Annotated in this window: 16 protein-coding genes; 15 read left to right on the forward strand and 1 reads right to left on the reverse strand. The window is 42.4% G+C overall.

The genetic code is table 11. The annotated features are described in order from the left end of the window. Positions 1–5 precede the first annotated feature (5 nt). The 15 genes from YC6258_RS09110 (at position 6) to YC6258_RS09185 (ending at position 12,619) form a co-directional block, all read left to right on the forward strand. Positions 6–350 (forward strand): hypothetical protein, encoded by a 345-nt coding sequence (locus tag YC6258_RS09110; protein WP_044616720.1) that lies wholly within the window; start codon positions 6–8, stop codon positions 348–350. Further along, positions 337–900, forward strand: a complete 564-nt coding sequence (locus YC6258_RS09115) for a hypothetical protein (protein WP_044616721.1) — start codon at positions 337–339, stop codon at positions 898–900. Before YC6258_RS09110 ends, YC6258_RS09115 begins: the two co-directional genes overlap by 14 nt. Before the next feature lie 107 nt (positions 901–1,007). Next, on the forward strand, positions 1,008–1,238 hold the full coding sequence (locus YC6258_RS09120; protein WP_044616722.1) for a hypothetical protein: 231 nt from the start codon (positions 1,008–1,010) through the stop codon (positions 1,236–1,238). A gap of 584 nt (positions 1,239–1,822) precedes the next feature. Continuing rightward, on the forward strand, positions 1,823–2,329 hold the full coding sequence (locus tag YC6258_RS09130) for a hypothetical protein (protein ID WP_044616724.1): 507 nt from the start codon (positions 1,823–1,825) through the stop codon (positions 2,327–2,329). 308 nt (positions 2,330–2,637) lie between these two features. After that, positions 2,638–2,979, forward strand: coding sequence for a hypothetical protein (locus tag YC6258_RS09135; protein WP_044616725.1), 342 nt, complete (start codon positions 2,638–2,640; stop codon positions 2,977–2,979). 444 nt (positions 2,980–3,423) lie between these two features. Continuing rightward, entirely contained in the window at positions 3,424–6,156 is a 2,733-nt protein-coding gene (locus YC6258_RS09140; RefSeq protein WP_044616726.1) for an RHS repeat domain-containing protein, read from the forward strand. Beyond that, the gene (locus tag YC6258_RS09145) at positions 6,156–6,695 is read left to right on the forward strand and encodes a hypothetical protein (protein ID WP_044616727.1); all 540 of its coding nucleotides are present in this window, start codon (positions 6,156–6,158) and stop codon (positions 6,693–6,695) included. The genes YC6258_RS09140 and YC6258_RS09145 overlap by 1 nt, the downstream gene beginning before the upstream one ends. Before the next feature lie 401 nt (positions 6,696–7,096). Further along, positions 7,097–7,456: a hypothetical protein gene (locus YC6258_RS09150; RefSeq protein ID WP_044616728.1), complete on the forward strand. Its 360-nt coding sequence runs from the start codon at positions 7,097–7,099 to the stop codon at positions 7,454–7,456. Then, positions 7,456–7,968: a hypothetical protein gene (locus tag YC6258_RS09155; protein ID WP_044616729.1), complete on the forward strand. Its 513-nt coding sequence runs from the start codon at positions 7,456–7,458 to the stop codon at positions 7,966–7,968. The genes YC6258_RS09150 and YC6258_RS09155 overlap by 1 nt, the downstream gene beginning before the upstream one ends. Before the next feature lie 89 nt (positions 7,969–8,057). Then, on the forward strand, positions 8,058–8,306 hold the full coding sequence (locus YC6258_RS09160) for a hypothetical protein (protein ID WP_044616730.1): 249 nt from the start codon (positions 8,058–8,060) through the stop codon (positions 8,304–8,306). 190 nt (positions 8,307–8,496) lie between these two features. Beyond that, positions 8,497–9,576 carry a transposase gene (locus YC6258_RS09165; RefSeq protein WP_044616731.1) on the forward strand — a complete coding sequence of 360 codons (1,080 nt, stop codon included), beginning with the start codon at positions 8,497–8,499 and terminating at the stop codon, positions 9,574–9,576. A 285-nt stretch (positions 9,577–9,861) separates the two neighbouring features. Then, the gene (locus tag YC6258_RS09170; RefSeq protein ID WP_044616732.1) at positions 9,862–10,254 is read left to right on the forward strand and encodes a hypothetical protein; all 393 of its coding nucleotides are present in this window, start codon (positions 9,862–9,864) and stop codon (positions 10,252–10,254) included. A 258-nt stretch (positions 10,255–10,512) separates the two neighbouring features. Further along, positions 10,513–11,667: a Dot/Icm T4SS effector Zinc-dependent metalloprotease LegP gene (legP, locus tag YC6258_RS09175; RefSeq protein WP_052830179.1), complete on the forward strand. Its 1,155-nt coding sequence runs from the start codon at positions 10,513–10,515 to the stop codon at positions 11,665–11,667. Between the two features lie 20 nt (positions 11,668–11,687). Continuing rightward, a complete protein-coding gene (locus tag YC6258_RS09180; RefSeq protein WP_044616733.1) occupies positions 11,688–12,122 on the forward strand; it encodes a YbaY family lipoprotein in 435 nt (144 codons plus the stop codon). Between the two features lie 170 nt (positions 12,123–12,292). Next, on the forward strand, positions 12,293–12,619 hold the full coding sequence (locus tag YC6258_RS09185; protein ID WP_044616734.1) for a hypothetical protein: 327 nt from the start codon (positions 12,293–12,295) through the stop codon (positions 12,617–12,619). A 93-nt stretch (positions 12,620–12,712) separates the two neighbouring features. Here YC6258_RS09185 and YC6258_RS09190 read toward each other — a convergent pair whose 3' ends face one another. Continuing rightward, complete coding sequence (locus YC6258_RS09190; RefSeq protein WP_044616735.1) at positions 12,713–14,605, reverse strand: sigma-54-dependent Fis family transcriptional regulator; 1,893 nt, start codon at positions 14,603–14,605, stop codon at positions 12,713–12,715. Between the last annotated feature and the right edge of the window lie 111 nt (positions 14,606–14,716).

A 14,716-nucleotide genomic window follows, 5' to 3' on the forward strand; every position in this document is an offset into this window, starting at 1 on the left:
CTTCAGTGATTGGTGGTGGGAAGTTTGAAAATGGGGCCAGAACCGTAGCAATGGTACATTTGTTGAGTGGTGAGACGACTGAGGGTGCACAAAAGGATAAACCTTTCCAGTTAAGACCCAAAGATCGTCATCCTGATATTGAAACGGATACCGATTTGGTGGCAAGAGGAGTTGAGCAAGTTGTAAATTCTCCAGACGGAAAGTTTTTTGTCAAAAGTGATTTAGAAAAAGACCAGGGAATGTGGGTCACTAAAGAGGGGAGTACGCTTACCGTCGATGAAAATGGAATGGTTACTGTCACAGGGTTGCCGTTTTGGGCGGGAGGAATGAAAGTCTATGATAAAAAGTAACGATGTTATTAAAGCTTTATACCTTTTGTTTGTACTATTTTTATCGGGATGTAAAGTAGGGCTAGAAAGTCCTATAGGTGGAGATCAGTTTTCACCTTCTCAGTACATTCTCGGAAAATGGAAGTCCATTGATTCTAAAGATGAGTTTACTCTGGCAAGTGTAGATAGAGATAGCAGTCTAATAACGTTTTCCGATAGTGATTTTTCCCAAGTTCCAATAGATTTTTATAAGGTTGGAGCAAGGAAATTTGCCGTTATTTCCTCCTTAGGTGTTAGCCAAGTAGCAAATGAAGAAATGTTTTATGTGTATTTTCATTATACGCTTGAGAACGGGATTCTCTCTCTATATGGGCTTAATTACGATTTATTGCTTCATGATGGGAAAATATCGTTTTCTAGATTTTCGTGTCAGGTGCATGAGGAGTTAGGTAATGCCTCCAATAATAATTGCTCTATTTTTAACTCGAAGGGTCTGGAGAATATTGGGGAAGTTTTTATGGATAAGGGTGGTGATAGATATTTTGTACCTTTGGGTAAATTTTCTAAGTAACCTCTTGCGCAATGCCTATGCGATCATGAGTAATCATTTGGCTACCGCTTCGATGATAGGGGGGGACAGTTGGCGGCGCCGCTGCTGGCTTTGCGACAGGAGTATCGATGGCGGTCTTTAGCGGAGCAAGCTTTGGAGACGCGATGCAGGCCGAGTTCAAAGGTGCATTTTCAGGGGCAGCCTTTGGTGGAATTGCGGGTGCCTACGGTAATAGTTGGGATATGTCGAGAGTTGGCGCGAATGGCTTGGCTGGCGGGGTGACATCAAACTTAATGGAGGTGACTTTAAAGATGGTAATTAAAAAAATAGGACGCCCAAAAACTCTGCAAAATAATTAAAAAATAGGAAATTAAAAATAAAATAGGACACCCATAAACTTACTAAAGCCAGCAGCTGGGCATATTCAGATGTTTAATGGGGAGCGTTGGGTTTTCGATTTTAAACAAAGAAAGGACGATGTAGATGCTAGAATTGAGAACATGTATCCAAGTAAAAAATATAGAGAAGGTATCTTATGAAATTCATCGCCCTTAAATGTTTTCTCGTTATGCTAATTTTAGGTTATGCTGCTTATACTTCAGCTGATACAAAATGTGATTATATTAGAGATGTCGAGGATCCTCTGTTGATGCTTCGATGCTCGTAATTAAACAACTTGACAATTTTGCTTTAAATCCAAGAACTGGGAATATTGACGCGCTTGGTAAAGCAGTAGGAGCCCCGAATTATTGGGTGCATGGTCAAGTAACACTGAGGGACAGAGGTGATGGAACTTTTGGAATTTATCAAGGCAACTATGATTTCGAATGGCACGATGTAAATAGCTTTAGGGACTTTGCAAGAAACATTGGAAATGTGGGTGGGATAATTGCTCATTTTGATGGTGGCAAGTCATACGCTATTAGATCTTCGGGGAATGCAAATGTCATACGGAAATAGATTACTTATTGTTGCTAATATTTTTATTATTTTTGTATTAGTGGGTTGCAGTGAAAGGCCAGTCGTGGAGCGTATAGCCAACACCAATTTTTATTTAAATGACTGGAGTGATAATAGATCTTTTATTTCTGTTAAGGGCAGTGGCGGTGATTCGGTGGTTATACCTAACTATGTACTGGGATATCGTGTAGTTGGTGATTATGCTTTGGTTGCTCGTCAAATTACCCATGACTATGAGTGCTCAGATTCAAGCTTGGCTACAGTCTATGAGGATAAGATTGAATATTGGCTCATTTCTCTGAATGAAAAAAAAATTGAACAAATTACTGTTAATACAAATTCTGATCTCTATGAAGAAGCCAGGTTTGTGGAGGCTCAAACTCAATTATCAAGACTACATTTGGTTGAATACCCTTCTGTTTTACGTGGATGTGAAAATGCTAGAGAGGTGTCGATCAGTGAAAAGCAATCGGGGGCAGCTCCCAATTAAAAAGTTGTGAATGCCATCAGAAGGCCCTTCCCAACGATCTGGATCGTTGGTGGATCGTTGGGATCAGCAAGAGAAAAATAGAGAGAAAAATAGGACACCCATAAACTTGAATTCACTGTTTACACAAGTGATTTCTCTAATCAGCTTCAAGGACAGCGGGGAATTTATATCATGAGGCCGAATTACCCCGGTCAGTTTGGTGTATCGGGACATGCTACTTTGTTTAATGGTAGTGATTGCGTTGGAGTACATTGCTACTTTAATGCGACTGGTGGCACACATAAAACTAGCTTGTGGAGTTTCTAACCATGAATGTATTCAAAATAATTTTTCTGCTACCTGTCTTATTATGCTCCTGTGTTCAAGCTGGTGAACAAGATGTTTTAAAACAGTATTTTTTCTTTAGGTGTGTTAATGAAGGTCATAGTGAGCTTGATTTTGAAAAGTTTGATGGCAGCTTAGGATATACGACAGATTTAATATCTTCAGACTTCAGTGTGGTTAAAGCTGTAAGTGATTACGCTAAAAAGGTTGGTAAATCTGTTCCGGTATCAAACCACAATGATAAAAAAAGTGTTCTGTTAATCTGTCTAAACGCATATGAACGTAGCGAACTTGACGCGCTAATTAAGTCTGAAATTGGTGATTAATTAACCCGGCAATAATTTAAGAAACAATTAAATTAGAGAATGATAAAATAGGACGCCCACAAACTTGTTAGGTCGAGGGTTGTAGGTTGGAAAATACAGAAATTATTGAACACTGGAAAATAGGATGGAAAATAGTGGAAAATAGGACACCCAAAAACTTGCTACGCAATATGACTCTCTGGGGCGGGTTGCCAAAACTATATATCCGGGTAGTACCCATTTTTATACTGAAAATATCTATGACTCTTTAGGGTATCTAACCGGAGTCAGAGGTCCTCGTATTCAGAGCGAGGAGCACGATCTTTCCAAACTAAAGCCACTGATTAATGACGCTGTTGCGCTGGCGGAAGAGTATCTTTCCAAGGCTCAGAAGCTGAAACAGCTCGGTCAATACTATCAGAGCCGTATAGATAATTATGCTGTGCTTCTGGCTGAGCAAACGATTTGAAACAGCTCGGTCAATACTATCAGAGCCGTATAGATAATTATGCTGTGCTTCTGGCTGAGCAAACGATTCAATTCGAACAGGGTACGACGGATGGCCTTAATAAGAATTATGCTTATGATTACCTAAGTGCAGGTAATGGTTCGACGTTTTATATCAAAATACCGGATACATTCATACCTATTGCTGGCGAAATTATGATTCCGGTGATTATCCCTGCAAAATATCATTTTAAAGTGGAAACTACTGGTAATAAGCAGGTGATTACCAAAATTTCCGCTACAGAATTTGACGCTATAGAGGGTTCTTTACAGGACAATGGAGATCATGTTTATGTGTTGAATCAAAACACGATTACCTGTGCCTGTGATGCTGTTGCGCATGATCAATATGTTGCTAACCTGAAACAGCATCAGAATTTATTGTCAGCCAGTGTGGCAGAAGGGCAAGTGCTGTCTGCCGATTTCTTGAATCATCTGAATAACACCATCGAAGAATTACAAAGTGTGCGTGAACTGATAGCTCGCCAGGCACAAAGCTATTCTTCGACTGCTGAGCAGCTCACAACGCTTGCTGAACAGACTTTGGCAACCGCTGATCATGACTTCCAAATTGCACATACGCTTGAAAACGTCGCTGACGCCTATGGCGATATGCTGAGCGATGATGAGTATATTACCTATTGGCGGGCCATTGATGTGGATGCTTCCGGCCGTATCAGCGCTGAGGTATATGGCAATGGTATCGTGAATGATTACGCTTACAATCAGGGGACCGGCCAATTACAGGCAATACACAGTGGGCTGTTATCGTTCAACCCGGTTAGACACCTTGAGTACCAGTATGATGAATACCAGAATGTTACGCTACGGGATGATTTGGTAAACGATATTCGCGAACAGTTCACCTATGATCGTATGGATCGTCTCTCCTCCACTCAGGTCAGCAGCGGTAAATATGCTGTAGATGATTTGAATCAGGTGCAGACCCTCAATTATGACAGCCTCGGAAATATCACTTATAAATCTGATGTGGGTGATTACGTTTATGGAGAAGGAGCTGCTGGCCCTCATGCCGTCACTCACGCTGGTGACAATGCATATAGTTATGATGCTAATGGTAATATGGTCTCTGGAAATGGTCGTACCATCCAATGGAGCACTGATAATAAACCTACTGTAATCAGGCAAAATGGTCGGTCTGTTACCTTCAATTATGGCCCTGACCGGGCTCGCTATAAAAAAGTCAATCATTCTGGAGATGTGACGCTTTACATTGGTGGTCTCTATGAGCAGTTGATTCAAGGGGCTGATAAGGAAGAAAAACTCTATATCTATGCGGCTGGACAATTGGTGGCCGAGCAGATTGTTTCTAATAAAAAAGATGTTCAGACTCGTTACCTGCATAAAGATGCACTGGGAAGTGTGGATCTGGTAACCGATGCATATGGCAATGTTGTTGATCGTAGAAGCTTCGATCCGTGGGGCAAGTTGCGTACTTTTCCCTGGAATGCCGAAGCCATACTGGAAGACCCTTTATATGTGACGCAACTGCCGTTTACTAATAAAGGCTTTACCGGGCACGAACAGGTGCAGGAAGTTGACCTGATTCATATGAATGGTCGCATGTATGATGCGACATTGGCTCGGTTTATCAGTGCAGACCCGCATATACAGGCGGACGGTTTGAGTCAGAGTTATAATCGCTATTCCTATGTGATGAATAACCCTATGAAATACACCGATCCAAGTGGGTATTTTTGGAATAAACTGGGGCATGCGATAGTAGGGGCCTGGGAAGCCATCAAGCCATATGCAGGTATTATAGTAACTGGCATTGTGATGGTTGGGGCGATGGCTGTGTGTGGGCCAGGGTGTGCTTACATGGCCTCGATGATAGGAAGTGTGGCTGGAGGGGCGACACAAGCTGCTGTGGATGGTCAAGGAATAGGGGGTATTGTCAGGGCCGGTATTTTAGGCGGGATCCAGGCTGCGGTATATGGTGGTATTGGCGTTAGGTTTTCAGGTATCTTTGCGATTGCGGCGCATGGATTTGCAGGAGGTACATTCGCTGTCATGCAGGGGGGAGACTTTGGGCAGGGCTTTATGAGTGCAGCTTTTTCAAAGGCCGTCACGCTGGGGTTAAATGCCAGAGGGACATATATGGATGACAGAAACCCAGCGGCGATTGCGGCGAGAACCACAGTTGCAGCGGTAGTTGGGGGAACAACTTCAGTGATTGGTGGTGGGAAGTTTGAAAATGGGGCCAGAACTGCAGCAATGGCGCATTTGCTGAATGGCGAGGCGACTGAGGGTGCACAAAAGGGAGATGGGTTCTTTAAAGGGTTGTGGAAAAAAGCAACGGGCTGGCATTTTGAAGGACGCGATGCTCGTAACGGCAATTTACCTACCTATGAACAAGCTACAGGCCAAGGCTCCGAATGGACATTACTTTCTCCAGAGCAATCTATTTTTCACGATAACGGTGTCGGTAAGCCGGAATTGAAATTTATTCATCCCGACGGTCGTGAAGCAGTTTTCAACGGTGATACGCTAAGTTTGGTAACTGATTCCAAATATGTTGGTACGTATAATTATGTAAATCCAGCCCCTGTTCCTGACAGGTGGTATGACGTCGGTGGATGGGGTGCGTATGCTGGCAAAGGTTTGGGGCACCTTGTTTTAGATGTTGTTCCATATGCTGCGGGTGGCAACGTAAGAGGAGAAAATTAGTGTATATCAGTGCAAAAATAGTGTTTGGACTTATTCTGTTGGCGCTCGCTGTTTTTGGGCTGTCAGCCTGCAAGACAGCAAAAATTACTAAGTACGAACATGAGCAGTCAGCAGAGTTTTATAAGAATTTTGACTTTGGAGCTAGTACCCTCAACGCTTTCAAAGCTGATGATATTCTACTTGTCGTTGATATAAATAAGGCAACCCACACCAGCTATGTGGCCTGGCTTGGTTTATATTCAGATAAAGCCGGAAAATCTATAAATATTGAGCGTGCCGTGATTATTGGCGATGGTTGGGAAAAGAGCCAAAACTTTAACCGCGAATTAGTTTTAGAGGCTCATGTTCCTGATCATGAATTGTTCGAGTTTGATAAAGGTTTGAAGCTTTTTGAAGTGGACGAGGATGACTTGAAATCGGTTGTAAGTGCAGGCGGGGAATTGTCTTTAACTGTTTTTTATGATGTCGGTAGCGGCTCTGAAAGTATAACTTTCATTCTCAAACAAAAAGTTGAGAAGCAGACTGTCTTTTCAACTTAAGCAAACAATCGGGGACAGCCCCCAATGAAAAAGTTGTGAATGCCTTCAGAAGGTTCTTCACAACAAACTGAATGCAAGCGGCAAGGCTTCGGCTTTAGCCGCTTTCTTTTTGCCTGTGCAAAAAATAAGACACCCAAAAACTTGAATTCAATGTGTAAGCGCCAATCGAACCACACTCTAGCCAAGTTGTACGTGCCAAGGCAATAATCGCTCGATGTCCTCAACGCTTTTCGCATTAGGCAGCTCTTTAAAAATCAGCCTCATTCGTAAGTATTCAGCTCATTTGCCTTGGCGTTTACTTCAAAAAAAAAATAGGACACCCAAAAACTTCTGTTGGTGACCCGATAGAGGTTGATCCAAGAAGGGCTGGTCCTGGGACACTACAGCCTGGTGTGCTTACTATGAAAGATGGATCAGAGATTACTGCATATAAAAATTTAAGTACTAATATGGCATGGGATTATGATTGTCACGGATATTCAATCGCTAGCGGGGAATTCTGGGTTGATAATCAGGATATGCAGTCATGGCTGGGTAATCAGTCGTTGCTAGTTAAAACGCCATTCGGTACTAAAGGGTCTGTTGTGGTTTATAGGGTCGGAGGCCAAGTGCAACATTCCACAGTTATTACTGGTTCAGGCACAGTAACCATGGCCGCCGGTACAGTAATTTATCCTGGGCCTAGTAAAACAACGACGGTTCCAATTGGGGAGGGCTGGACTGCTCCTGGAACGACAAGAGAGTATTGGAGACCAAAGTAATGAAATTAATTTTATGTTTGGTGCTGCTCATGACAATTTCTAGTGTGACCCAAAGTAAGCCAGAGCTTTCTTTGGGTGTTGAAGTTAATGATAAAAATCAATACAGAGTTGGTTTTTTAGCTTTAAATTTTGATCCGGGTGAATCTTACAATAAGACTGCATTGGAGCCGGTATCAGCTGGGTTGGCTCCATTTGCCGCCAAAATTTATGTAAAAAATAAAGATGGTAAAAATGTAACTTGTGGTTCTGTAGATGGTTATTCTTCTGCAAATATGTCATCGAGTTTATCTTTTGAAAAGGATAATTTCGAGCCGCTATCGCTTGGAAGTCGTGTGTATAGCCCTTGGTTATCTATAGAAGATTTACTTAGGGGATTTAAGCAATGTGCTAGTAATGAAGTTGAAGATTGGGATAGTTTCAAAATAGTTTTTTCTGTTGAATTATCCAGTTTATTTTTATCGGTAGAAAGTGACTGGCATGGCTTTGATGCTGATTTTTTAAAGCGTCTATAAATTTTTACATAGTAAAGCCCTAACTAAAACCTAGGGCTTTTATTCGCAGACCAATGAATTAATCGGATTTTTAGGTCGAGGGTTGTAGGTTGAAAAATACAGAAATTATTGAAAAAGTAAACTTTCAATTGTGTTCTGTCCCAGATAGTGAAGGGCTGGTTTTGGAGCTTTCCAACGGTGATGAGCCAGCTTTTCTTGAGGTCAGAGTTGATGATAATGATGTGCAGTGGTTTCGCTTTTTTTCTAGTGAAAAGCATATCGCCATAACTTTAGAGGATATGGAAAAAGCAATTGAAATAGCAAAAAAAGAAGTTGTTAATACTTCGATTGATATGTAGTTAAAGCTCGTGAAAGAAAATAAAAAAGGACACCCATAACTTGCTGGCAAAAAAGAAAAGGATGATAAAATAGGACACCCACAAACTTGAATTTTGATGGTGGCACGTCATACGCTATTAGATATTCGAGATAAAAATAGGACACCCAAAAACTTGAATTACATTCCCACATCAACTAACATCCAACACCATGACCAAACCCCGTAACGAACAAGTCTCTCTGGAAGAGACATCCTTTTATCACTGCATGGTGCGCTGTGTTCGGCGGGCGTATTTGTGTGGCGTTGATACTGAAACTGGTGAGAACTTCGATCACCGCAAGCAGTGGTTGGTATCGCGCCTGCGATTTTTATCCTATGTCTACGCCATTGATATTTGTGCCTATGCGATCATGAGTAATCATTATCATGTTGTATTGCACGTCGATCAGGCACGCGCTCAAAGCTGGTCGGATGACGAAGTAGTGGAACGCTGGTTGCAGCTGTACAACGGGGATGTATTGATCAACCGTTGGCTGGCGGCGCGTGAAACGATGTCAACCGCCGAGTTGCAAGCCGTGTCGGTCACTATTGCCCAGTGGCGTGAACGTTTGTGTTCCATCAGTTGGTTTATGCGTGGTGTCAATGAAACCATTGCCCGTATGGCCAATGAAGAAGACAACTGCAAAGGCCGGTTCTGGGAAGGTCGCTTCAAATCTCAGGCATTATTGGATGAAGGTGCATTACTGACCTGTATGGCTTATGTGGACCTGAACCCAGTACGTGCTGCCATGGCGGATGATCTGATCGATAGCGACTTTACCTCAATTCAGCAACGCTTGTTCGATTACGCCAAATACAAAAACACCCAAACCAAAACCGTTACCGAACAAACACTCACCCAACGTGTTTCTAAACAACGCCAACTTAAGCGTGAGTTAAAACTCGATCACCTACCGGAATCTCCATTGATGCCCTTCAGTGGACGTCAGCAGGATGCCATTCATGCAGCCCTTCCATTCACCCGAGAAGACTATTTCGATTTGATTGATACCACTGGTCGTTGTCTGCGAGATGACAAACGGGGTGCCATACATCCTGACACCGAAAAGCTAATCAGCCGACTGGGTATCGACCCGAATCAATGGCTGAAACATGTTCAAAGTTATGGTCGGTCGTATGGAGACAGTGCTGGTTCTCGGGTTTCGTTATTGCAGTATGCGGATCGATTTAAGCGTCGATGGAGCAAGGGGGTTAAAGTGTCTTCGGAGTGCTATCTTAAGACCGGTTAATAATGATGACTGCTCTGTTGATGAATTATTGAACTGGAAAATAGGAGACCGATGGAGTGTTCATTTGTTCCGGTATCCTACTTTAACAATCTCATTTTTCAATCAGATGTCGAATAAAAAAATATAATTCTGATCTGTTTGGCTGTAAGAAAATTTGGTCTTTCATTTCATCCTTTTGATGGGATAATCTCGTTTTACATATTCAGGAATCTTTTTGACTGATTATGTATCGTCAAAAATACACAAATAGATTTGTGCGCTTCAAATCAAAAAAGGAAATTAATCATGCATAAAATGCTCTTATCAAAAGTATTCGTGATATCAGCAGCTCTTCTTATATCCATATCAGCCAGTGCTTTATCTTGTAATGCTGCCAATTATTGCGGTGATGCTGTTCCAAAGATATACCACATTGATTCGAAGGGAATGGTGTTTCTGGGAATAGAGGGTAAGGTTCCTTCAACCTGTTCATGGTACACCAGACAATTTACCTTTGATTCAACAACCGATGCCGGAAAATCGATGTTGTCATCGCTACTATCGATGATTGCTCAGAAACAGAAAATTATGATCTGGTATTCCCCGGTTGATTCAAGTCTGTCCGATTCTGATCAAACGAGCGGTTGTACTCCAGAAACGATGGCGAAGATGACAGGTTTGGGAGTCGCTGGTCTGTAATTTTGAGTGGTTCAGTGATGGCGGGAGTACATATTGGCCAGGGCGCGCATCGTTGACAGCTGGTTGATGTAAAGGAGGTATGGTTAGAATGATATTTCCTCAGAGATGCAAACCAAAATCTACAATGTCACCATGAATGATTAGCCTGCTTGTAAACTGTTTGGAGTAGACTTTTTGGCGATATGAAGTTCTACTCCCCATTAGTAATGGATAACACCACTTCGGCGACCATATAAATTTGTTAAAAAGGATATCTTTATGAAAAAACAATTTCTGTGTATAGCAACATTTTTCATGGCTACATTTTCACTGGCAGAGATTAATACCGAAGAAAATAATCAGATTCCGTCTAACGGAACTGATACAACGTTTATAAGCGGATACGGTTTTTTTAATAAACAAGTAACTTATGAGAAACAAAAAGATTTGGCTGTTCTGGAAGGAGACATTATCCTGGGTACGATTCAGGAGGCAGAAAAATGGAAAACAATAATCACGAATCAGTCGAACAACATTCCAACTCGCTCAATCATTATCACCGGCCAACGCTATCGCTGGCCCAACAATCTTATCCCATATCAATTTGGTAGCAATGTTTCATTGTCAACACGAAATAGAGTTCTAAATGCCATGGAACATTGGCGGCGAAATACTGCGATAGAATTTACAGAAAGAACCTCGAATAACGCAAGCACATACACTGATTATGTGTTCATAGTCAGTGATGAAAATGCATGTTGGTCCTACGTTGGACGGCGAGGAGGACAACAGAAACTGAATCTTTCTAATTCCTGCAGTTTTGGCAACGCTGTACATGAAATCGGTCATACGTTGGGATTATGGCATGAACAGTCGAGAGAAGATCGAGACCAATATGTCCAAATAAATAGGGACAATATCATTCCAGGGAAAGAGCATAATTTTAATCAAAAAATTAGTGATGGAGATGATGTTGGCGAATACGACTATGGTTCTATAATGCATTATAGTGCCTATGCATTTTCTTCTGGAGGTCCTACTATCGTCCCCCTGCAATCAGCCGTTATTGGACAACGGAATGGCTTAAGCACGCTGGATATTGCATCTATCAATGCACATTATCCAGAAATCGTTCCAGTCGCAAAGCTTGATAAAGATTCCTATTCCGTGCTTTTTGGCAACGGTATTTTTATCGATGGCAGGCACTCTTTTGATCCGAATGGAGACAGTCTGATCTATACATGGAATCTTGGAGATGGTGCTCCGATTACTACCAGTTCAGCCATGCTTGAATACAGCTACAATCAAAAAGGACATTATTGCCTTTCTTTAACTGTGACAGATCCAAGCGGAAATACAGACACAGATACAGCTTCAGTCACGGTGTTTGGGTATGAAGACATACTACCTGCAATCAATTTGTTAATACTATAAAAATACAGAGATTGACGAATATGCGTACAAATTTTATTCATTTATCACTTATGCTGAGTCTGACTTTGTTGCTCATTCCAGCATGTCAGAACGCTGAAGATGATTCGCAAATACAGGCTCAAGTGACTGGAACTCTTAACATCAAAGATGGAAACTCCTTGCAGGACATAAGCGAAGCCCATGTAATGCTCATTGATTACTCTATTGCGGATGCTTCATACGTACTTATTGCGGAGACATCAATTACTGAGTTGGATCATCTACCAATTGAATTCTCCATTCCCTATAACTCTGCTGAGATTAAAGAAAGCAATTTTTATGGTATCAGCGCTTCGTTGATTAAAGTTAACGGGGATGGCGATGAAATAGAGATTTATACATCAACGCAAAGCTATCCAGTACTGACGAATGGCTTTGGAGACGAGACTCATTTAATTCTCGAAAAAATTCATTGATGTTTTTAAGAAGTAGTCATTCAAACTTGACCTGATTACATAAACATCACCATGAATAATCAGCTTTTTTTGCAAATCACTGGAGCAGAGGTATCGTTAATTGAAGCTCTGCTCCAGAGAAAATATATTAACTACTGCTAAAAAATTAAAAGTGAGATTCAGGCTTTCATATGAAGAAAATATTGATATCGTTATTTATGCTGTTGTCTATTAATGTATTGGCTGCTTATAAGGATTCTGATGATGTAAAAATACAGCTGATTTCTGTTGTATCCAGTTCTGGTGATATCCTGGTTCAGACAAACCCTGAACACAGCATCGAAGGACTTGGTTGTACAAATAATTTCTGGTTGACTTTGGATAGCAATGAGCCTGGATATCAAGCTGTTTTATCTCTTTTGTTATCTGCTCAGGTAACACAGAGAAATGTGACTGTTCGGGCACGAGATAGTGGGGGTGAGCATTGTGTGTTGGAGCGAGTGATCACCAAGCCTTGAGTGGTAGCCTTAAGGTTTTTTTAGAAGGTGGGAGTCTCATAACTCCCATTATGTTGAATATGCTCACTATGGCCATCTCAAAAATATTGCTACTTAATTGCCACTCCGAATATATTTATAAACCGTATTCCGACTCACTCCGGCAGCTTTAGCAGTCTGTGATATGTTGCCGTTCATTTGCTGATAGAGTCTCGCAATTCTGATCTCCAGTTCATCTTTATTCTCTGCGTTTTTTTCCACTTGGTCTGGTGATGCATTAAATACGGTATTGCAGCTGTTTTTCAGGTCATCATAAAAGTCATCTGGCAGATGCCAGTCTTCCATTTTTTCTCCATCTGCCATGGCGAGTGCGACGCTGAGTACGCTGGTTAGCTGGCGGATGTTTCCGGGCCATGGGTGGGCGGTGAGTTGGTTGAGCAGATCCTGGCTTAATGGGATGAACGGTTCTTTGTGGATGTCACAAAGGCGTTGATGGATGTATGTGATCAGTGCGCTTTTGTCCTGCCGTTGTCTCAGAGCTGGCAGTTCGAGGTTGAGTCCGGAGATTCGATAGTAGAGATCTTCACGAAATTCACCTGTACGTATTTGTTGTTTCAGCTGGCGATTGGTTGCCGAGATCAGTTTGATATCGACAGGGTAGGATTCTGTGGAGCCCAATGGTGTGACCTTTCGCTCTTGCAGCACTCTTAATAATCGGGATTGTACATGGCCTGGCATTTCACCGATCTCATCGAGAAATAAGGTGCCCCGGTGCGCTTTGCGAATCAGGCCGATGGAGCCTTTGCTGTTGGCCCCAGTGAACGCACCTTTTTCGTAACCGAACAATTCTGATTCAACCAGGTCTGTTGGAATTGCGGCGCAATTGACGGCCACCAATGCGCCTTTGCTACGACTGGAATGATAGTGCAGTGAACGCACAAAGATTTCTTTACCGCAGCCGGTCTCACCGTGTACCAATATCGGAATATCCTTTTCGATGATACGGCTGGCCTGTTTGATCATCCGGGCCATTTGTTGATCGCCGTGTTCCAGTTCGTTCAATGGAATAACGTCTGCTGGCAGATCCGGATTGGTTCTGGCGCTACTATTTTCTGTGTCAGGTTGCTGTTGGGTCTGGCGGAAATCAGGAACCCGAAGGGGGTTGTACTTGGGTTTTTGAACCAGTAGATGAATGCGGTATTTGCCCATGGCATGCACTTCCAGTGGAATGCCTTCCGGTTGGCAGCGTAGTTCATGCAGGTGGCAGTTGAATATCTGTTCTATTTCGACCAGGGCGAGGTTATGTGCCAATAGTATTTCCGCTCGTCTATTAGCGGAAATTATCCGTCCATTTTCATCTATCGCAATCAGGCCGGACCAGGGGCTGTGCAACGAGCTGATGTTGGTGTTGAACGTGATTAACAGATGCTCGCGCGCGAAGGCATTATAGATCAGCCGGTTTTCTACCGTTAATGTCATGAGCTTGACCATACCGAGCGTGTGGTCCTGTGGAAGATAAGCATCTGATGAAATATCCAGCACGCCGATCATTTCTTTATGGGTGTTAAAAATAGGGGCTGCAGAACCAACCATATAACGGTTAGCTCGCAGAAAATGTTCTTCCCTGCCGACTTGTACGGCCTGGCCGGTAGCTATGGCCGTTCCAATGGCATTGGTGCCGGTGCCACATTCCACCCACTGGTTTCCCACTTTGAGTTCTGTTTGATGGGGCTGCAGAAAACGTTGTTCTCCCCAGGTGCTTAATACATGGCCATTGGGATCAGCCAATAATATCAGGCATTTGGAGTTCGACAGAATATGATCGTAGTACGGCAGAACGTCTTTTTGAGTGGTATGAATCAGTGTGTGGTGCTGGTCGAGCAGTACGCTGATATCTCCCTGATTCAGGGTGCCATAAGTTGGCTGGCTGTTATGCTGCAAACCATAATGTTCACATCGTTGCCACGAAGCCTCAATCAGCTCTTGATGAGAGAGTTCCCGGTTCATGTTCTTTTCCCGCTGTTTTTTGGTCCGGATACAACTCAAAGTTGTTATTGCAATGGCCGGTTTTCGATAAATGCAGATTGTTGTAACGGATTTATATATCTGAATACAGTT

Source organism: Gynuella sunshinyii YC6258, assembly GCF_000940805.1.
In the GTDB taxonomy this organism is placed as follows: Bacteria; Pseudomonadota; Gammaproteobacteria; order Pseudomonadales; family Natronospirillaceae; genus Gynuella; species Gynuella sunshinyii.